Source organism: Streptomyces sp. B15 (assembly GCF_018070605.1).
Classification (GTDB): domain Bacteria; phylum Actinomycetota; class Actinomycetes; order Streptomycetales; family Streptomycetaceae; genus Streptomyces; species Streptomyces smyrnaeus.
Genome location: NZ_JAGPXJ010000116.1, coordinates 1 through 18,409 on the forward strand (window position 1 = coordinate 1; position 18,409 = coordinate 18,409).

Here is an 18,409-nt window from a genome sequence, read left to right on the forward strand (position 1 = left end):
GTCCACGAGTCGGAGCGCCGCTGGAGCGAGCCGTCCGGCGCCGAGGACGCCGAGCGGATCGATGTCGAGGAGGCCGCCGACCTCTCCCGTGCGGCGGACCTGGACGCGGACGTCGCCGAGCAGGCCGTCGAGGAGCACATCGCGGTCGAGCCGGACGAGGACGCGGACGGGGCCGGGGACGAGGGCCCCGGCGGCAAGTAGCGGGGGCGCCCTCCCGCCGCAGCGGCAGTGGTCCGCCGTCGCAGCGGTGAGCGCTGAGCGGTGAGCGGTGCCGCGGACAAGGACGCGGCCCTGCCCCGACCGTGCCCGGTAACGCAGAGTGCTCCGGTACCGTTGGCGGCGGCGGGGATCACATTCGGATGACCGAGGGACACATGGGACTCACAATCGGGGTCGACATCGGCGGCACCAAGATCGCGGCCGGCGTTGTCGACGAGAAAGGCACCATTCTCGAAACCAGCACGGTGCCCACCCCCGACACCCCTGAAGCCGTGATCGACGCCATCGCGGACGCCGTTCGCCAGGCCAGCGCCGAGTACCAGGTGGAGGCCGTCGGGATCGGCGCCCCCGGGTACGTGGACGACAAGCGCGCCACCGTGCTGTTCACCCCCAATCTCAGCTGGCGGCACGAGCCGCTCAAGGACAAGGTCGAGCAGCGCATCGACCTGCCCGTCGTGATCGAGAACGACGCCAACGCCGCCGCCTGGGGCGAGTACAAGTTCGGCGTCGGCACCGGTCACGAGGACGTCGTCTGCATCACCATCGGCACCGGCCTGGGCGGCGGCACCATCATCGGCGGCAAGCTGCACCGCGGCCGGTACGGCGTGGCCGCCGAGTTCGGCCACATCCGGATGGTCCCCGACGGCCTGCTGTGCGGCTGCGGCAACCAGGGCTGCTGGGAGCAGTACGCCTCCGGGCGCGCGCTGCTGCGCTACGCCCAGCAGCGCGCCACCGCCACCCCGGACAACGCCTCGATCCTGCTGGGGCTGGGCGACGGCACCAGCGAGGGCATCCGGGGCAAGCACATCAGCGAGGCGGCCCGGCAGGGCGACCCGGTCGCCATCGACTCCTTCCGCGAGCTCGCCCGCTGGGCGGGCGCCGGTCTCGCCGACCTCGCCTCCCTCTTCGACCCGGGCGCCTTCATCGTCGGCGGCGGCGTCTCCGACGAGGGCGAGCTGGTGCTCGACCCGATCCGCAAGTCCTACCGCCGCTGGCTGGTCGGCAGCCGCTGGCGCCCGCACGCCGAGGTCCTCGCCGCCCAACTGGGCAACAAGGCGGGTCTCGTGGGCGTCGCGGACCTGGCCCGCCAGGGCTGAGCGGACCGGGGGGCCGCCGCGATGACGGGGGAGAGGACAGCGGAGGAGGGCACGCGGGTCGCCGACCTGCCGCCCTCCCGTACCGAGCCCGACGGCTCCGCCGTCGTCCGGCTGCTCAGCTACAACATCCGTTCCCTGCGGGACGACCGGGAAGCGCTCGTCCGGATCATCCGGGCGTGCGCTCCCGACGTCGTCTGCGTGCAGGAGGCGCCGCGCTTCTTCCGCTGGCGCAAGCGGGCGGCCTGGCTGGCGCGCCGCACGGGCCTCACCTACGTCACCGGCGGTGCGACGGCCTCCGGACCGCTGATCCTCGCCTCGCTGCGTGCGCACGTCGAGCGCACCGAGGACGTGCTGCTGCCGCGTACGCCCGGACTGCACCAGCGGGGCTTCGCCACCGCCGAACTGCGGTTCGGCCCCGTCGCCCGGCTGGGCGTGGTCAGCTTCCACCTCAGCCTCCAGGCCCGCGAACGGCGCTCGCAGGCCCGGGCGCTGTTGGAGCGGACCGCCGCGCTCGGCACCCCGGCGACGGTCGCCGCCGGGGATGTCAACGAGCGGGCCGGCGGCCGCACGTTCGGCCTGCTGGGGGAGGGGCTGCGGGACGCCTGGGACCTCGCGCCGTGGGGCGCCGAGCACACCTCGACACCCGCCGAACCGGTGCAGCGCATCGACGCGGTCTTCGCCGGGGAGGGCGTACAGGTCCTGGGCGCCGGTGTGCCCCGCGGGCTGCCCGGTGTGACCTCGGCGGACCTGGTGGCCGCCACCGACCACCTCCCCGTCCTGGCGGCCCTGCGCCTCCCCGCGCGGTGAGCGGGCCTTCGCCCGCCCACCCGGGGCTCACACCACGGCGCCCCGGCCCGGGTCGTCCCAGTCGTCGTCGTCCCGGCCGTCCCGCATCCGGGTCACCAGGGTGGCGAAGCCGCCGAGGAACCCGCCGACCCCCAGGGTGACGATCCACCATTCCATGTCGGCCTGCAGCAGCACGGTGCCGATCAGCAGCAGCGGGCCGCCCAGCGCGGCCAGCCAGGCGAACTTCGTCGTGGTGTCCGTCTCGGGCAGCGGCGGCGGCTCGGGCGGCTCGAAGTGGCCCTCGTCGTCCGCCTCTCCGTCGCTCTTCTCCTCCGGGTCCGGTGCCGGCTGCCAGTCGCGGGGCCCCGCCCCGGGCGCATAGACGGTGAAGCTGCGCGTGGGCGGCTCCGCGTCCGCCGCGGGCCGCGGCTTGGTGAGCATGTCGCCGTCCGGCTCCCCGGCGTCGTCCCCGGCGTCCCCGCTCACGCCGTCGGCGCCGCCGTCCCCGCCGCCGTCCCCGCCGCCGGACTCGGCGGACTCGGCCGGCTCCTCACCGTACGCCGCGACGATCGCCGCCCAGGCCGCCTCCTCCTCCGGCGGCAGGGACGATCCGCTCCCTGCGGCGCCGGCGGAATCCTGGGGCTCGTGCGGGTCGCGGGGCTCGCCCTCGTCCGGGTCACGCGCCGTCACGGGCGCTCCGTACCGTGGTGACCGGCTCCTGCCCGGCGGTGAGCCGGTCGATGAAGCCGCGGGTGTCGGCGAAGATCCGCTCCGCGTCGTGGTCGAGGGTGGCGACATGGAAACTGTGCTCCAGCACGGTCTCGGTCACATCGGTGGACGAGACGCGGCCCAGGACGAGAGCCGAGTCGCCGGCGGGCACCACGTGGTCCGTCCGGCTGCGCAGCAGCAGCAGCGGCTGCGTCACCTTCGGCAGGTCGCGCTGGGCGACGCGGAAGAAGTTGCGCAGCGCGTACGCGGCCCGGGTGGGCACCCGGTCGTAGCCGAGTTCGTGCCGGCCCTCCTTGGCGATGTCGTCGACGATGCCCGGCACCGACCGCGCGAGGAAGCGGCCGACGGGTACGGCGTACCCCTGCAACCGGGGGAAGGTCATCGCCGGATTGACGACGGTCACCCCGCGCACCGCCTCCCCGTGCAGCGCGGCCAGCCGCAGCGCCAGCGCGCCGCCCATCGACAGCCCGCAGACGAAGACCTGGTCACAGCGTTCGCGCAGCAGCCGCAGTTCGCGGTCCACGGTCGCGTACCAGTCCTCCCAGCTCGTCAGCGCCAGGTCCTCCCAGCGGGTGCCGTGTCCGGGCAGCAGCGGCAGGGAGACGGTCAGACCGTGCCCGGCCAGGTCCTCGGCCCATGGGCGCAGGGACTGCGGGGAGCCGGTGAAGCCGTGACAGAGCAGTACACCGGTCGCTGATCCGTCGCGGCGGAATGGCTCGGCTCCGGGGAGGATGGGCGGCACGGCGGGCCTCCAGAGGCTCAGCGGTCGGGCTCGGCAAGGAGTGCTGCCACCCTAATTCGTCGCCCGGTACTCCGGCAGTCTCCAAAGGTCCCACGGGGGCACTCGGGCACTCCGCACGGGAGCCGGCGGGTACCCGGCGGTCGGACGGCGACGGATGACCGCGGCGGATGACGGCGGCGGGGATCCCGGGGCGCGACGGCGGGATAGGGTCGGTGGGTCCCACCAAGGAGGTCGAGGTTGTTCTACAGCGCGATGAAGCTGTCGGTCGGCAGCACGCTGAAGCTCGCGTTCCGGCCCTGGGTGGAGGGCCTGGAGAATGTGCCGGCGGAGGGGCCCGCCATCCTGGCCAGCAATCACCTCTCCTTCTCCGACTCCTTTTTCCTGCCCGCCGTCCTCGACCGCAAGGTCACCTTCATCGCGAAGGCCGAGTACTTCACCTCGCCGGGGGTCAAGGGCAAGCTGACGGCCGCGTTCTTCAAGGGCGTCGGCCAGCTCCCGGTCGACCGCTCCGGGGTACGCGGCGCGGGCGAGGCGGCGATCAGAAGCGGGCTCGAAGTGCTGGAGCGCGGTGAGCTCTTCGGTATCTATCCGGAGGGCACACGCTCGCCCGACGGCCGCCTCTACCGGGGCAAGCCCGGCGGTCTGGCGCGGGTCGCCCTGCGCTCGGGGGCGCCGGTGATCCCGGTGGCGATGATCGACACGGAGAAGATCCAGCCGCCCGGCAAGGTCGTCCCCAAGCTGATGCGTCCGGGCATCCGGATCGGCACTCCGCTGGACTTCAGCCGCTACCAGGGCATGGACAACGACCGGTTCATCCAGCGGGCCGTCACCGACGAGGTCATGTACGCCATCCTGAAACTCTCCGGCCAGGAGTACGTGGACATGTACGCGACGGCGGCCAAGCGGCAGATCGCGGAGGCCGCGAAGGCCGCGAAGATCGCGGAGGCCGCCGAGGCGGAGGAAGCCGGCGCGCAGGACGAGGGAGCCGCAAGGAAGCGGGCCGGGAAGGACGAGGCAGGCGGCGACAGGGCCGCCTAGTCCGGCCGCCGCCGGACCGCCGGACTCTCGCCGTCCGGGGCCTCGCCCTCGCGGCGGGAAGGTGTTGTGGGGGGAACCGTGGTTGCGCAGTTGATGTCCGTCGAGCAGCCGTTGTGGCGGGCGCTGACGGGCTACCGGATCCTTGCCGTCCTGTACATCGCCGGCGTCTTCGCCTGGAGCCACCAGGAGTACAGCGCGCCGGTGCCCGGTGGCGTCTTCCTGCTGATCCTCGCCTGCTGGACGTTCGGCACGCTGCGCCACGTCGGTTCGGCCGAGCGCTGCACGCTGCCGTTCCTCGTCACGGACATCGCGCTGGGCGTCGTCGGCATCCTGCTGTCACCGCTGGTGGACGGCCACGCCCGGGTGGGGCCCACGCTGCCGTCCATCTGGGTCGCCGGCCCGGTCCTCGCCTTCGCGCTCAAGGGCGGCTGGCGGTGGGCCGCGGGCGCCTCGGTACTGGTGGGGATCGCCAACATCGTCGAGCGCGGCACCATCACCCGCTCCACCTTCCACAACGTGCTGCTCGTGTGCGTGGCGAGTGTCGCCATCGGCTACGTCATCGAAGTGGCCCGGGCCAGCGAACGCACCCTGGCGCGCGCCCTGCGGATCGAGGCGGCGACCCGGGAGCGTGAGCGGCTCGCCCGGGACATCCACGACAGCGTCCTGCAGGTGCTGGCCATGGTGCAGCGCCGGGGTACGGCTCTGGGCGGCGAGGCGGCCCAGCTCGGCCGGATGGCGGGGGAACAGGAAGTGGCCCTGCGCGCCCTGGTCTCCAGCGGGGTGGCACCGGAGCCGGGGCCCGCTCCCGCCGGTGACCACCGCCCGGCGCTCGCCATGGAAGGGGGCGGTCCCTCCGGCGGCGTGCCGCCGGCCACCGACGACGCTGCCGACACCGCCCCTTGCGACGTCCGTGCGCTGCTGTCCTCGTACGCCGCCTCCCGGGTCACCTTCTCCGAGCCCGGGGCCCCGGTGCTGCTGCCCGCCTGGACGGCCAGGGAGCTGGCCGCGGCTGTCGGTGCCGCGCTGGACAATGTGGCCAAGCACGCCGGTGACGGTTCCGGCGGCAAGGCGCACGCGTGGATCCTGCTGGAGGACGAGCCGGACGCGGTGGTCGTGACCGTGCGGGACGACGGCCCGGGCATCCCCGAGGGACGGCTGGCGGACGCGGAGGCGGAGGGCCGGATGGGTGTCGCGCTGTCCATCCGGGGACGGCTGCGGGACCTGGGCGGTACGGCGGAGCTGGTGTCGGTGCCCGGACAGGGGACGGAAGTGGAGATGAGGGTTTCGAAACATGACAACTGACGCACGGCCCGTGCGGGTGATGGTCGTCGACGACCACCCGATGTGGCGGGAGGCCGTCGCACGGGACCTGGCCGAGGCCGGGTTCGACGTCGTCGCCACCGCGGGCGACGGTGAGCAGGCGATCCGCCGGGCCCGCGCCACCTCGCCCGACGTACTGGTGCTGGACCTGAACCTGCCGGGCAGGCCGGGGGTGGAGGTGTGCCGCGAACTGGTCGGCCCGCAGAGCAGGCTGCGGGTGTTGGTGCTGTCGGCCAGCGGCGAGCACAGCGATGTGCTGGAGGCGGTCAAGTCCGGAGCCACGGGCTATCTGGTCAAGTCGGCGGGCCCGCAGGAACTGCTGGACGCGGTGCGCCGTACGGCGCTGGGCGACCCGGTCTTCACCCCGGGGCTGGCCGGGCTGGTGCTGGGCGAGTACCGCAGGCTGGCCGCCGATCCGGCGCCGGCCGCCGACGACGGCCCCCGGGCGCCGAAGCTGACCGAGCGCGAGACGGAGGTGCTGCGCCTGGTCGCCAAGGGGCTCGGTTACAAGCAGATCGCCGAGCGGCTCGTCATCTCGCACCGCACCGTGCAGAACCACGTCCAGAACACCCTGGGGAAACTGCAGCTGCACAACAGGGTCGAGCTTGTGCGGTACGCGATCGAGCGCGGTCTGGACGACTGAGCGCGGTCTGGACGACTGAGCGGGCCGGAGGGCGAAGAGCGGCGACAGCGGGGCTGACGCAGGGCGCCGCGGACGCCTGTCCTTCGTACGAGTGATTGCCCGGGGCTCAAATCCCGCATCTGGCAACGAAATCCGCCTCTCGCGGCATCCCGTGTGACGTGGATCACCGCTAGCGTGGCGGATGTTGCGCCGTGCACACGGTTGATCACGGCGCCGCGTCCAGGCGCGTCCATGCGGAGAAGGGAGATCCCATGCGGGTCGGAGTGCTGACCGGCGGCGGCGACTGCCCCGGTCTCAATGCGGTCATGCGGGCCGTCGTCCGTAAGGGAGTCCAGCGTTACGGCTACGACTTCACCGGGTTCCGCGACGGCTGGCGGGGGCCGCTGGAGGGGGAGACGGTCCGGCTCGACATCCCGGCGGTGCGCGGCACGCTGCCGCGCGGCGGCACCATCCTCGGCTCCTCCCGCACCAACCCGTTCAAGGAGGAGGACGGCGTCCGGCGCATCAAGGAGAACCTCACCAAGTACGAGGTCGACGCGCTGATCGCGATCGGCGGCGAGGACACCCTGGGCGTGGCGGCCCGGCTGACGGACGAATACGGCATCCGCTGTGTCGGCGTGCCCAAGACGATCGACAACGATCTGTCCGCGACGGACTACACCTTCGGCTTCAACACGGCCGTCACCGTCGCCACCGAGGCCATCGACCGGCTGCACACCACCGCCGAGTCCCATATGCGGGTGCTGGTGGTGGAGGTCATGGGGCGGCACGCGGGCTGGATCGCCCTGCACTCCGGGCTGGCGGGCGGCGCCAACTGCATCCTCATCCCCGAACAGCGCTTCGACGTCGGCCAGGTCTGCGAGTGGGTCACCTCCCGCTTCAAGGCGAGCTACGCGCCGATCGTGGTCGTCGCGGAGGGGGCGATGCCCAAGGACGGGGAGATGGTCCTCAAGGACGGCTCCACCGACTCCTTCGGGCACGTCAGACTGTCGGGCGTCGGCGAGTGGCTGGCCAAGGAGGTCGAGTCGCGCACCGGCAAGGAGGCCCGCACCACCGTCCTCGGGCACATCCAGCGCGGCGGCACCCCCACGGCGTTCGACCGCTGGCTGGCCACCCGGTTCGGCCTGCACGCCATCGACGCGGTACGGGACGAGGCGTGGGGCAGCATGGTGGCCCTGCGCGGCACCGACATCGTCCGCGTCCCGCTCGCGAAGGCGACCGAGAAGCTCAAGACGGTGGACCCGGCCCTCTACGAGGAGGCGGGCGTCTTCTTCGGCTGACGGACGCAGCGGGGGATCCCTGCTCGGGCTCCCCCGCCCGCCGGACTGCCGGGCCGTCTTCCGGACCGCCGCCCGCCTTCGCTTTCAGCGGTGTCCGGCGCTCGCCGCTGTCTCGCTCACCGCCGCCAGCAGGTGCGCCGTCACCGTCACCCCGTCCAGCGTCAGCACCGACTCGGGGTGGAACTGCACCCCGGCGAAGCCGGGTCCGCGCAGGGCGTGGACGTCGCCGTCGGCCGGGTCGCGGCTCAGTTCGACGCCGTGCAGGGCCAGTTCCGCGGCGGCCTCGTCGTCGCAGCGCGCGGTGTAGGAGTTGTAGAAGCCGACCGTCTCCTGCCGTCCGAACAGGTCGATCGTCTCCTGCGTCCCTTGGTGGGGGCGTCGCTTGCGGACCAGTTCCAGGCCCAGCTCGGCGGCGAGCAGTTCGTGCCCGAGGCAGACGCCCAGCAGCGGCTGCCGCCGGGCGCGTACCAGGTCGGCGGCGAGACCGCGCAGCAGCCGCATCTTCGGGTCGGCCGTATCGCGTGGGTCGCCGGGCCCCGGGCCCAGCACCACGGGCCCCTCGTGCCGCAGCGCTGCCTCGGCCAGCCCCGGTTCGTCGTAGCGCCGCACCCGCACCGGGTGTCCGGTGGAGCCCAGCAGATGCGCCAGCATCGAGGTGAAGGTGTCCTCGCCGTCGATGACCAGCACCTGCGCCGACTGTGTCCCGGCGGGCCGCCCCACCCGCATCCGCAGCCAGAAGGGTGCAAGAGCGGCGCGCCGTCCCTCCAGCGCGGCCCGCACCCGGGGGTCGTCCGCCAGCCGGGGGCGCGGACCGCCCCGCGGACGGGGCCCGGCCGCGCGCACCCCCAGCGCCGTGAGGACCCCGGCCGCCTTGGCGTGGGTCTCCGCCACCTCGCTCGCCGGGTCGGAGGCGCGCACGAGCGTGGCACCCACCGGTACCCGCAGCCGGCCGCTGCGCGCGTCGATGTCGGCGGTACGGATGAGGATGGGGGAGTCGAGCGTCTGCGTGCCGCCAAGGGAGTCGTGGCCGAGCAGGGCCAGTGCCCCCGCGTAGTAGCCGCGTCCGCCGCTCTCGTGCCGCCCGATGACGCGGCAGGCGTTCTCGACCGGGGAGCCGGTCACGGTCGCGGCGAACATCGTCTCGCGCAGCACTTCGCGTACGTCCAGCGTGGAGCGGCCGCGCAGTTCGTACTCGGTGTGCGCCAGATGTGCCATCTCCCTCAGCCGCGGTCCGACGACGACCCCGCCCTCGTCGCCGACCGTGCACACCATCTTCAGCTCCTCGTCGACGACCATGGACAGCTCCTCGCTCTCCTTGCGGTCGGCCAGGAAGTCCAGCAGCCCCGCCACGTCCGGGCCCTGCGGGGGATAGCGGTAGGTGCCGCTGATGGGGTTCATCACCACGGTCCCGCCGGCCATCCGTACGTGTACTTCAGGGCTCGCGCCGACCAGTACCCGCTCGCCCGTGTGGACGACGAACGTCCAGTAGGCGCCCTGCTCACCGCTCAGCAGCCGCCCGAAGAGGGCCAGCGCGTCCGCACGGCAGAAGCCGGGGATCAGCCCTTGGTAGTCGCGCCGGATGACGAAGTTGGCGCCCTCACCGGATCCGATCTCCTCCGTGACGACCCGGCGCACGATCTGCTCGTACGCGCCGTCCGGTACGTCGAAGGCGCCCTGCTCGACGTGCACCGGGTGGTCCGGCAGCGCGGCGAGCGTGGCCTCCAGCGGCAGCTCGTACCGCTCGTCGGGCAGCAGCACCGACAGCGGCGTGCCGTCGTCGCGCACGTCGAAACCGCGCTCGCGCAGTTGCCGGAACGGTACGAGCGCCAGTGCGCCCCCTTCGCCGCTGCCGCCGACAGGCAGATCGGCGAGGTGCTCCACCTCGTGCACGCTGCCGACGAGCACCTCGACGAGATCGGGCTCCCGGCCCGGCGTCCGCCTGCGCAACAGCGCGAACGGTGGCGCGTCATCGCTGGTCAGACGCTCGACAAGGGCGGCGGGTGCGGGTGTGGACGACTGTGGTGCGGTGCGGTGCATGCGGGGTCCCTTCGCGGAGATACGGGAGGAACGGCCGCTGACACGCGAAAGGCCGCCCCTCGGGCGGCCTGGCACGTAGCTGGATCTCTCAGTGCATACGCGCGTCGTGGCGGGCCGCCGTGCGGGCGGGCCACCACCAGTTCATGGTCGACAGCGCGTGCATGCCGCACACCATAGCGGACGAGTCGGCCGCGGGCCCGGCGCCGACGGGGAACGGCCGTCACCGTCCCGGAGCCCGGTGCTACCGGTCTCGTATGGCGGGCACCCGGACGGGTTCCCCTCGAAAACCCGTAACCTGGGGTCCGTGACTGTGAACGCCCACACCGACGCCGGTGCCCACACCTGGCGAGACCTCCCTGCAGCACAGCAGCCCGACTGGCCGGACCACGAGGCTCTGCGTACCGTACTCGCCGAGCTCGAGTCCTATCCGCCGCTCGTCTTCGCGGGCGAGTGCGACCAGCTGCGGGAGCGGCTGGGCTCGGTTGCGCGCGGTGAGGCGTTCCTGCTCCAGGGCGGCGACTGCGCCGAGGCGTTCGACCAGGTCAGCGCCGAGCACATCCGCAACAAGCTCAAGACACTGCTGCAGATGGGCGCCGTGCTGACGTACGCGGGCTCGGTGCCCGTCGTCAAGGTCGGCCGGATCGCCGGCCAGTACAGCAAGCCCCGCTCCAAGCCGACCGAGACCCGCGACGGGGTGACGCTGCCCTCCTACCGGGGCGACTCGGTCAACGGCTTCGAGTTCACCCCGGAGGCGCGCAGGCCCGACCCGGAGCGGCTGAAGCGGATGTACCACGCCTCCTCCGCCACGCTGAACCTGGTCCGCGCCTTCACCACCGGCGGCTACGCCGATCTGCGCCAGGTGCACGCCTGGAACCAGGACTTCGTCAAGTCCAGCCCCTCCGGGCAGCGCTACGAGGCGCTGGCCCGCGAGATCGACCAGGCGATGAAGTTCATGCACGCCTGCGGGACCGATCCCGAGGAGCTGAAGACGGTCGAGTTCTACTCCTCGCACGAGGCGCTGCTGCTCGACTACGAGTCGGCGCTCACCCGTGTCGACTCGCGCAGCGGCAACCTCTACGACGTGTCCGGGCACATGGTCTGGATCGGCGAGCGCACCCGGCAGCTGGACGGCGCGCACATCGAGTTCGCCGCCCGGGTGCGCAACCCGATCGGGGTGAAGCTGGGCCCCACGACGACCCCGGAGGAGGCGCTGGCCCTCATCGAGCGGCTCGACCCGGAACGTGAGCCGGGCCGCCTCACCTTCATCACCCGGATGGGAGCCGACAAGATCCGCGACCGGCTCCCCGAGCTGGTGGCGAAGGTCACCGCCTCGGGCGCCACGGTCGCCTGGGTCTGCGACCCGATGCACGGCAACACCTTCGAGGCGGCCAGCGGCCACAAGACCCGCCGCTTCGACGATGTGCTGGACGAGGTCAAGGGCTTCTTCGAGGTCCACAAGAGCCTGGGCACCCACCCCGGTGGCATCCACATGGAGCTGACCGGTGACGACGTCACCGAGTGCGTGGGCGGCGGCGACGAGATCTTCGTCGACGATCTGCACCAGCGCTACGAGACGGCCTGCGACCCCAGGCTCAACCGCAGCCAGTCGCTCGATCTGGCCTTCCTGGTCGCGGAGATGTACCGCGACCAGTGAGCCGCGCAGGGGGTGAAGCGCCGCGGCCGTGAGCCGCGGCGCGCACCGCCGGCCGTACCGTCGGCCATGCCCCCGGCGCCCGCACCACCCGTGTGACGCGGGCCCCAGCGACGTATGTGGACAGGCCCTGGCGGGTAAGGTTAGGTTAACCTCAGAACGACTGACCGAACCGAGCCGGAGGTGACCGCGTGTACGTCTGCTCGTGCTTCGGCATCACCGAAGAGCAGGTGAAAGAGCACGCGGCAGCGGGGGCGTGCACCCCGCGCCAGATAGCCTCCGCCAGCAAGGCGGGCACGGACTGCGGCTCCTGCGTCCGCCGTATCCAGGGCATCCTCGGACGCGGCCAGTGCCCCCGCAGAGCGGCGCTGGACCGTGGCGAGCCGCCCCTCACGGCGCAGCAGCCTTCGACGGCTACCGCCCCGGAACCCGCCGAGGTCGCCGCCATGGCGGCCCAGGCCCCGGCTGCCGCTGCCGCGCGGGTGGCGGCGTAACCCACCGCGGGCGGCACACCTCGGTCAGGCCTCAGGTCTCGTCCGGGGCCTTCTGCTCGATCTGCTGCGCGATGTACAGCGACTCGCCCAGCTTGTCGACCAGGTCGAGCTGGGTGTCCAGATAGTCGATGTGGTGCTCCTCGTCCGCCAGGATGTCCTCGAAGATGTTGGCGGACGTGATGTCGCCCTTGTTCCGCATCAACTCGACGCCCCGCTTGAGCCGGTCGATCGCCTCGACCTCGATCTGCCGGTCGGCGCGGAGCATCTCGGTGAGGGTCTGGCCGACCCGTACATGGAAGAGCCGCTGATAGTTCGGCAGGCCCTCCAGGAAGAGGATGCGGTCGGTGAGCCGCTCCGCGTGCCGCATCTCGTCGAACGACTCGGCGCGGGTGTACTCGGCGAGCTTGGTCCAGCCGTAGTGCTCCTGCATCTTCGCGTGCAGGAAGTACTGGTTGATCGCGGTCAGCTCGGCGGTGAGCTGTTCGTTGAGGAACTCGATGACCTCGGGGTCGCCCTGCATGGTGGCGGGCTCCTTCCAGGGGCATGACGCATGTACCGGGCAGAGTGCACGCGTGGCGCGCAATCGCGCATCCTGTCACCGCCCACCGGCTCGGTCCAGTAAGTGCACGCTTACCGGGTGTGCTGATATTTGCTGTTGTGAGCTGCGATTCCGTCGCCGCCGACCGGCCGCTCGGGGGGTGGTCAAGACCACGGGCCGGGGTCTGTCACCATGGGGGCATGGGTCAGCCGCAAAGCCGCGAAGGGGAGCAACCGGAGCTTCCGCCCGGGCAGCGGCTCCAGCGTGGGTGGCCGGTCACCCACTACGGCCCCGTACCCAAGTTCCGCCGTGAGCGGTGGGACTTCCGGGTCTTCGGCGCCACGGCGGACGGCGAGAAGCACTCCTGGAACCACGAGGAGTTCTCCGCGCTGCCGTACCGGACCGTCGTCGCCGATCTGCACTGTGTCGCGAAATTCAGCATGCTGGGTGCCGAGTGGGGCGGCGTACTCGCCCGTGCGATCCTCCAGCTGGCGCCGCCCGCGCCCGATGTCACCCATGTGATGGTGTGGGCGGAGTACGGCTTCAGCTCCAACCTGCGGCTGGCGGACTTCACGGCTGAGAACACGGTCTTCGCCACGCACCGGGCCGGTGAGCTGCTGACCGCCGAGCACGGCTTCCCCGTCCGCCTCGTCGTACCCCACCTGTACGCCTGGAAGGGCCCCAAGTGGGTGAGGGGCATCGAGTACATGACGGCCGACCGGCGGGGCTTCTGGGAGGAGCGGGGCTACCACAACATCGGCGACCCCTGGCAGGAGCAGCGCTACTCCTACCAGGAGGAGCCGGGGGACGGCCCCGAGCTGTAGCCGCCCCGCCCGCCCCCCGTCGCGTCAGTGGTACTGATGCACCACGGCGTGGCCCTTGCCCGCGCTGATGAGCAGGCGGTTGACCGGAGTGGTGACCGCGAAGGCGATGGCGAAGGCGACCGCGAGGGCGCCCCAGAACAGTGCTGTATCCAGATGGGCGTCCATCGCACCCGGGACCAGCAGGAGCACGCCGTTGTCGACCAGCTCCATGACCAGGATGGAGACCGTGTCCGCGGCGAGGGCGACCTTGAGCGCCGTACGGAAGTCGAGGCCGGCGCGTACGACGGCGTACATCGTGAAGCTGTAGCCGAAGACGAACGCCAGGACGATCGCCAGCGCCATCGTCGGCGCGTTGTGCCAGGCCAGCGCTGTCCCGATCACCATGCCGAGGATCTCGCCCAGCGCGCAGCCCAGCAGGCAGTGCAGGGTGGCCCTGGCGGCCATGGACCAGGAGACGGGGCCGTGACCGTGGCCGTGGTCGTGGCTGGGGTCGGGCTCGCCGTGCCGGTGGGTTCCGGAGTCGTGCTGGACGTGCTGGGTCATGGGACACCTCGTTGTGAAGCAGAGCGGATCGTGCCGTCGCACCGCCGCAACGTTATACCCCCTCGGGGTATTCCGCCATGCCGTGCGCCGACGAGTGTCAGCCGTTCCGCAGCTTCTTCAACAGCTCCACATCCGCTGCGTGCCCCTCCTTGCGGCCCGGGGTCTCGATCACCAGCGGCACACCCTCGGTCAGCGGGTGGGCCAGCAGCTCGGCGAACGGTGCGGTCCCTATATGGCCTCCGCCGATGTTCGCGTGCCGGTCCTTGTGCGCACCGGCCACGTCCTTGGAGTCGTTGGCGTGGATCAGCTTCAGCCGGCTGGGTCCCGTCACCGACACCAGCTCCTCAAGCGTGCGGTCCACCCCGCCGGGCGCGGCCAAGTCGTGGCCCGCCGCGAAGACATGGCAGGTGTCGAGGCAGACCCCGAGCTTGGGGTGGTGCTCCAGCGCCTCGAAGTAGGGGCCGAGCTCGTGCACTTGGGAACAGAGCGAGGCGCCCTGCCCCGCCGTCGGCTCCAGCAGCAGCCACGGGTCGTCCTCGTGGGACAGCTCGTCCAGCAGCGGCATCATCAACTCGCGGGCCTGGGCGAGCGCGGTGCGGCGGGACCGGCCACCGGTCGCCGAGCCGGTGTGCACGACGACCCCCAGCGCGCCGATGTCCCGACCGCGCCGCAGCGAATGCCGCAGCGAGAGCACGGATCTGGTGGCGGTTTCCTCGGTGTGCGAGCCGAAATTGATCAGATAAGGAGCATGGACAAAGGCGGGAAGTCCACGCTCCGCACAGGCGGTACGGAATGCGGCGTCCTGGTCCGCGTTTCCGGTCGGCGTTGCCCAGCCGCGCGGATTCGCGACAAAAACCTGAAGTGTTTCGGCGTCGATATCGGCGGCGTAGGAAATGCCAGTGGCGGCCAGGCCCCCGGCTACGGGGACATGGCCGCCAATGGGATTGCGCATGCGCTGGGTGTCGTTCGTGGTCACACCACTCAGTATGCCGAGTTGACGTTGTCCATCGAACCGTAGCGGTCCGCCGCGTAGTTGCAGGCGGCGACGATGTTCGCGACCGGGTCGTACTGGTCCCAGGAGGTGCCCTCGACATGGTAGGCATCGAAGGTCGGCTTGATCACCTGGAGCAGGCCCTTGGAGGGCACGCCGTTGATGGCGTTGATGTCCCAGTTGTTGATGGCGCGCGGGTCGCCGCCGGACTCCCGGATGATGTTGCGCTTGATGCCCTCGTAGGAGCCGGGGATGCCGTGCTTGGCCATGATGGCGCGGGCCTCACGGATCCAGCCGTCCAGGTTGTTCGGGTAGCTGGGCGCCGCGGCGCGCTTCTCGGCGCGGTTCGCCGCCGCCTTGGCCGCCCGCTCCTTCGCCGCTGCCGCCTCCGCCTTCTTCTGGGCCGCGGCCTTGGCGGCGCGCTCCTTGGCGTCGGCCTGTATCGCGGCGGCCACCTCGTCGGTGCTGGTGAAGCTCTTCGCGGTGGTGGTGGCGTCCTTGACGCTCGCCACCTTCTCGCCGTCGGCCGGCACCTTCACCAGGGACTGCTGCTGGGCGGTGATGTCCTTGCCGTGCTCGGGCAGCACCGAGGAGTGGGAGCTGAAGGCGACGCTGTCGGCGGTGATCTTCTTGGCGGTGGCCTGGCCGGAGTCACCGTGGGCCGCCGTGCCGGGCAGGACCGTCAGGGCCAGGGCCGCGGCGCCCGCGGTGCCGAGACCGATGGTCGAGATCTTCTTGGCCTTGGGGCTGAGACTGAGGCTGGAGATGCTGGGCATGAGGAAGTGCGGAACCTTTCATCGCTGGCGTCGTCGCAGAGGCGGGGAGCCGGGGGGAAACGCCGAGTGCTGTTTCGGCGCCGTGCGACGACCGCAATTGTTAAAGGGCCCGTTTTCCGAAATCAAAGGTGTGACGTACTACCCGAATTCGTTGACGGGGGTTCCGCACCGGGGTGATGAGCGGTGCTGCATTCCAGGTGGAGCAGTGGATTCCTTTCCACTACTCTCTTTCGTAGGTGACGTGCGTCCTATGGGTGGGCTCACACCCCACCGGATCGGGCGCCACGGGCCGTGACGGGATATACGCGCCAAGTCGGACATGGAGCGACTCGCGGTGACGGCCCCACCACGCACACCACGGCAGCCCCGCGCTCAGCGGAGCCAGATCGTGACCTCCGAGCCCCGGGGCGCCTTCTCACCGCTGTCGGGAGACTGGTTGAAGACCGTGTCCCCGAAGAAGATGCGGCGCACGGTCACCTCGAACCCCGCCTCTTCCAGCTTCGAGGTGGCCTCGTCCTCGCTGCTGCCCTCCACATCGGGCACCTCGACCATGTCGGGCCCCTTGGAGACCGTCAGCGTCACCGTGTCGCCCTTGGCCGCCCGGCTGCCGTCGGTGGGGGACTGGCGGGCGATGGTGCCCTTGTCGTGCTCGGAGTGGACGCGCTCGGAAGCGATACGCACCTTCAGACCCTCGTCCTTCAGCTCTTCCACGGCGTCGCTCTGGTCGTCACCGACCACATCGGGCACATCGATGGGCGCGCCCTTGGAGACCGTGAGCGCCACCGCGGCGCCCGGCCGGCGCTTGCTGCCCGACGCCGGGTCGCTGGTGATGACGGAGCCCTGCGCGGTCTCCTCGTCGAACCGCCGCTCGACCGTGCCCGGCTTCAGCCCGGCGTCCTTGAGCTCCCGGCGGGCGTCCGAGAGCGGTGTGCCCTTCAGATCGGGAACCTTCACCACATGGGGGCCGCGCGAGACGGTCAGCGTGACACTCCCCGTCCTGCGGACACGCTCGCCCGGCTTCGGATCGGTGCTGATCACATGGCCGCGCTCGACCCGCTCGCTGTACTCCAGATCCACCTCGACATCGAGCCCCGCGTCCGAGAGCGTCCTGGTCGCCTCGGACCGCGTCTTGTCCAGCACCGCGGGCGTCTGGACGAACTGCCCGGAATTGACGTACCAGATGCCCGTACCCACCAGCGCAACCAGCAGCACACCCAGCGTCACCAGCCACCAGCGCGGCTGCAGCACCCGCCGCCGCGCAGCACCACCGCCTCCCGAGCCCTCGCCGCCCGCCGGATCCCCGGGCGGCGCGACCGGGGGCGCCGACAGCAGCGCCGTACGGTCCAGCGGCTCCGCGTCCGGCACCGGATCGGCGGCCCCGGCCCCCGCCGGCCGCGGAATCACATAGGTGTCCGCCTCCGTCTGCGAGGCCGACACCTCGGCCTGTCCCGCAGCCACCGCCAGATCCCCCGACACCGGGGAGGACTCCTCGGAACCGGCCGGACCCGCCGGCCCGGTACCGCCGTCCTTGGCCTGCGGCGGCACCGCGTCCAGCTCCTCGTCGGACAGCCCCGCACGGGCCGTACGCGTCTCCGACAGCAGCGCCACGGCGTCCTCGGGCCGCTCCTCGGGCGCCCGCGCCGTCGCCCGCGCGACCAGGACGTCCAGCGCCGCCGCCATCCCCGGCACCGCGGCGGAGGGAGCCGGCATGTCCTTGTTCAGATGCAGATAGAGCACCTGCGCCGGCGAGCTCCCCGAGTGCGGCTTGGCGCCGGTCAGCATCTCGTAGAGCATCACCCCGCACGAGTACAGATCCGTACGCGGAGTGGCCGCCCCGTCCTCGATCTGCTCCGGCGCCAGATACGAGACCGTGCCCAGGATCGAGTCCGTCGTCGCGGACGTCTGACTGTCCACCGCCCTGACCAGACCGAAATCGGCGACCTTGACCCGGCCGTCGTCCCCTATCAGCACGTTCTCGGGCTTCACATCCCGGTGCACCAGGCCCGCGCGGTGCGCGGCACCCAGCGCCGCCAGCACCGGCTCCAGGATGTCCAGCGCCGCCCGGGGACGCAGGGCGCCCCTGGCCCGCAGCACATCGCGGAGGGTGCAGCCCTCCACGTACTCCATCGCCAGATACACATACGTGCCGTCCGTGCCCTGGTCGAAGACACCGACCACATTGGGGTGCGCCAGACGCGCGGCGGACTTGGCCTCCCGGATGAAACGCGTCACGAACGTGTCGTCCGCGGACAGGGAGGTGTGCATCACCTTCAGGGCCAGCACACGATCGAGGCGGGTGTCCACGGCGCGGTACACCGTCGCCATGCCGCCGATCGCTACCCGGGCCTCGACGCGGTACCGGCCGTCGAGAACCTGGCCGACCAAGGGGTCTCCCCGGCCGAAGGCCGAGGAAGGGTCCTTGAGGGTGGTGTCCATTGCGCAGAGTGTACGAGGGCGCTGCGCCGGCTTGGCCGCATGGTTGCGGGTTACCACTGTTCTGCGCCCGAACAGTGACAGAGGGCTCCGCCCTCGCCCCGCCCCCTCTGTTGTGGGGGCACGCCCTCGCTCCGCGGGGTGCGCCGCCCCCTGTTTGTGGGGGCACGCCCCCTTGCGTTTTCGGCTGCCGCCGACGGGTCGTGTGGGGGGGGGGGGGGGGGGGGGGGGGGGGGGGGGGGGGGGGGGGGGGGGGGGGGGGGGGGGG

At 71.7% G+C, this 18,409-nt stretch carries 17 protein-coding genes and 1 pseudogene; 10 read left to right on the forward strand and 8 right to left on the reverse strand.

What is annotated here, in order from left to right:
* The 3 genes and pseudogenes from KBY19_RS32245 to KBY19_RS32255 all read left to right on the forward strand — a co-directional run.
* Window positions 1–201: pseudogene (locus KBY19_RS32245) on the forward strand (hypothetical protein); the annotation flags it as partial.
* A gap of 173 nt (window positions 202–374) precedes the next feature.
* Window positions 375–1,316 carry an ROK family glucokinase gene (locus KBY19_RS32250; protein WP_099886428.1) on the forward strand — a complete coding sequence of 314 codons (942 nt, stop codon included), beginning with the start codon at window positions 375–377 and terminating at the stop codon, window positions 1,314–1,316.
* A 21-nt stretch (window positions 1,317–1,337) separates the two neighbouring features.
* Window positions 1,338–2,123 (forward strand): endonuclease/exonuclease/phosphatase family protein, encoded by a 786-nt coding sequence (locus KBY19_RS32255; RefSeq protein ID WP_185016651.1) that lies wholly within the window; start codon window positions 1,338–1,340, stop codon window positions 2,121–2,123.
* 27 nt (window positions 2,124–2,150) lie between these two features.
* Here KBY19_RS32255 and KBY19_RS32260 read toward each other — a convergent pair whose 3' ends face one another.
* A complete protein-coding gene (locus tag KBY19_RS32260; RefSeq protein WP_185016650.1) occupies window positions 2,151–2,792 on the reverse strand; it encodes a hypothetical protein in 642 nt (213 codons plus the stop codon).
* A complete protein-coding gene (locus KBY19_RS32265) occupies window positions 2,779–3,573 on the reverse strand; it encodes a carboxylesterase (RefSeq protein WP_099879947.1) in 795 nt (264 codons plus the stop codon). The genes KBY19_RS32260 and KBY19_RS32265 overlap by 14 nt, the downstream gene beginning before the upstream one ends.
* A gap of 237 nt (window positions 3,574–3,810) precedes the next feature.
* Here KBY19_RS32265 and KBY19_RS32270 point away from each other — a divergent pair, with 237 nt between their 5' ends.
* From KBY19_RS32270 to KBY19_RS32285, 4 genes are all read left to right on the forward strand, one after another.
* Window positions 3,811–4,611, forward strand: a complete 801-nt coding sequence (locus KBY19_RS32270) for a 1-acyl-sn-glycerol-3-phosphate acyltransferase (RefSeq protein WP_099879945.1) — start codon at window positions 3,811–3,813, stop codon at window positions 4,609–4,611.
* Window positions 4,612–4,704: 93 nt separating this feature from the next.
* On the forward strand, window positions 4,705–5,913 hold the full coding sequence (macS, locus tag KBY19_RS32275; protein ID WP_210967264.1) for a MacS family sensor histidine kinase: 1,209 nt from the start codon (window positions 4,705–4,707) through the stop codon (window positions 5,911–5,913).
* Window positions 5,903–6,574 carry a response regulator transcription factor gene (locus KBY19_RS32280; RefSeq protein WP_210967261.1) on the forward strand — a complete coding sequence of 224 codons (672 nt, stop codon included), beginning with the start codon at window positions 5,903–5,905 and terminating at the stop codon, window positions 6,572–6,574. Before macS ends, KBY19_RS32280 begins: the two co-directional genes overlap by 11 nt.
* A 251-nt stretch (window positions 6,575–6,825) precedes the next feature.
* The gene (locus tag KBY19_RS32285; protein WP_099879939.1) at window positions 6,826–7,854 is read left to right on the forward strand and encodes a 6-phosphofructokinase; all 1,029 of its coding nucleotides are present in this window, start codon (window positions 6,826–6,828) and stop codon (window positions 7,852–7,854) included.
* A gap of 84 nt (window positions 7,855–7,938) precedes the next feature.
* On the opposite strand, the gene KBY19_RS32290 is transcribed toward KBY19_RS32285, so the two are convergent.
* Entirely contained in the window at window positions 7,939–9,891 is a 1,953-nt protein-coding gene (locus KBY19_RS32290) for an anthranilate synthase family protein (protein ID WP_210967262.1), read from the reverse strand.
* 310 nt (window positions 9,892–10,201) lie between these two features.
* Here KBY19_RS32290 and KBY19_RS32295 point away from each other — a divergent pair, with 310 nt between their 5' ends.
* Both KBY19_RS32295 and KBY19_RS32300 read left to right on the forward strand, forming a co-directional pair.
* Window positions 10,202–11,545 carry a class II 3-deoxy-7-phosphoheptulonate synthase gene (locus KBY19_RS32295; RefSeq protein WP_180289897.1) on the forward strand — a complete coding sequence of 448 codons (1,344 nt, stop codon included), beginning with the start codon at window positions 10,202–10,204 and terminating at the stop codon, window positions 11,543–11,545.
* Window positions 11,546–11,733: 188 nt separating this feature from the next.
* Entirely contained in the window at window positions 11,734–12,036 is a 303-nt protein-coding gene (locus KBY19_RS32300; protein WP_099879935.1) for a bacterioferritin-associated ferredoxin, read from the forward strand.
* A gap of 31 nt (window positions 12,037–12,067) precedes the next feature.
* On the opposite strand, the gene bfr is transcribed toward KBY19_RS32300, so the two are convergent.
* On the reverse strand, window positions 12,068–12,556 hold the full coding sequence (gene bfr / locus KBY19_RS32305) for a bacterioferritin (RefSeq protein ID WP_099879933.1): 489 nt from the start codon (window positions 12,554–12,556) through the stop codon (window positions 12,068–12,070).
* A gap of 218 nt (window positions 12,557–12,774) precedes the next feature.
* Between bfr and KBY19_RS32310 the strand changes: the two genes are divergently transcribed.
* Window positions 12,775–13,398, forward strand: a complete 624-nt coding sequence (locus KBY19_RS32310) for a sulfite oxidase-like oxidoreductase (RefSeq protein WP_210967263.1) — start codon at window positions 12,775–12,777, stop codon at window positions 13,396–13,398.
* A gap of 24 nt (window positions 13,399–13,422) precedes the next feature.
* Here KBY19_RS32310 and KBY19_RS32315 read toward each other — a convergent pair whose 3' ends face one another.
* The 4 genes from KBY19_RS32315 to pknB form a co-directional block, all read right to left on the reverse strand.
* Entirely contained in the window at window positions 13,423–13,941 is a 519-nt protein-coding gene (locus KBY19_RS32315; protein WP_185016646.1) for a DUF4396 domain-containing protein, read from the reverse strand.
* Between the two features lie 97 nt (window positions 13,942–14,038).
* Window positions 14,039–14,893: a deoxyribonuclease IV gene (locus tag KBY19_RS32320; protein ID WP_099886427.1), complete on the reverse strand. Its 855-nt coding sequence runs from the start codon at window positions 14,891–14,893 to the stop codon at window positions 14,039–14,041.
* 29 nt (window positions 14,894–14,922) lie between these two features.
* Window positions 14,923–15,708: a transglycosylase SLT domain-containing protein gene (locus tag KBY19_RS32325; protein ID WP_099879927.1), complete on the reverse strand. Its 786-nt coding sequence runs from the start codon at window positions 15,706–15,708 to the stop codon at window positions 14,923–14,925.
* Window positions 15,709–16,080: 372 nt separating this feature from the next.
* A complete protein-coding gene (gene pknB, locus KBY19_RS32330) occupies window positions 16,081–18,144 on the reverse strand; it encodes a Stk1 family PASTA domain-containing Ser/Thr kinase (RefSeq protein ID WP_185016645.1) in 2,064 nt (687 codons plus the stop codon).
* Window positions 18,145–18,409: the final 265 nt, after the last annotated feature.

What these genes read in the sequence shown, in the direction of transcription:
- KBY19_RS32250 (WP_099886428.1), top strand. Translation starts at nt 375, where the DNA reads ATGGGACTCACAATCGGGGTCGACATCGGCGGCACCAAGATCGCGGCC.
- KBY19_RS32255 (WP_185016651.1), top strand. Translation starts at nt 1,338, where the DNA reads ATGACGGGGGAGAGGACAGCGGAGGAGGGCACGCGGGTCGCCGACCTG.
- macS (WP_210967264.1), top strand. Translation starts at nt 4,705, where the DNA reads ATGTCCGTCGAGCAGCCGTTGTGGCGGGCGCTGACGGGCTACCGGATC.
- KBY19_RS32280 (WP_210967261.1), top strand. Translation starts at nt 5,903, where the DNA reads ATGACAACTGACGCACGGCCCGTGCGGGTGATGGTCGTCGACGACCAC.
- KBY19_RS32285 (WP_099879939.1), top strand. Translation starts at nt 6,826, where the DNA reads ATGCGGGTCGGAGTGCTGACCGGCGGCGGCGACTGCCCCGGTCTCAAT.
- KBY19_RS32290 (WP_210967262.1), bottom strand. Translation starts at nt 9,891, where the DNA reads ATGCACCGCACCGCACCACAGTCGTCCACACCCGCACCCGCCGCCCTT.
- bfr (WP_099879933.1), bottom strand. Translation starts at nt 12,556, where the DNA reads ATGCAGGGCGACCCCGAGGTCATCGAGTTCCTCAACGAACAGCTCACC.
- KBY19_RS32310 (WP_210967263.1), top strand. Translation starts at nt 12,775, where the DNA reads ATGGGTCAGCCGCAAAGCCGCGAAGGGGAGCAACCGGAGCTTCCGCCC.
- KBY19_RS32315 (WP_185016646.1), bottom strand. Translation starts at nt 13,941, where the DNA reads ATGACCCAGCACGTCCAGCACGACTCCGGAACCCACCGGCACGGCGAG.
- KBY19_RS32320 (WP_099886427.1), bottom strand. Translation starts at nt 14,893, where the DNA reads ATGCGCAATCCCATTGGCGGCCATGTCCCCGTAGCCGGGGGCCTGGCC.
- KBY19_RS32325 (WP_099879927.1), bottom strand. Translation starts at nt 15,708, where the DNA reads ATGCCCAGCATCTCCAGCCTCAGTCTCAGCCCCAAGGCCAAGAAGATC.
- pknB (WP_185016645.1), bottom strand. Translation starts at nt 18,144, where the DNA reads ATGGACACCACCCTCAAGGACCCTTCCTCGGCCTTCGGCCGGGGAGAC.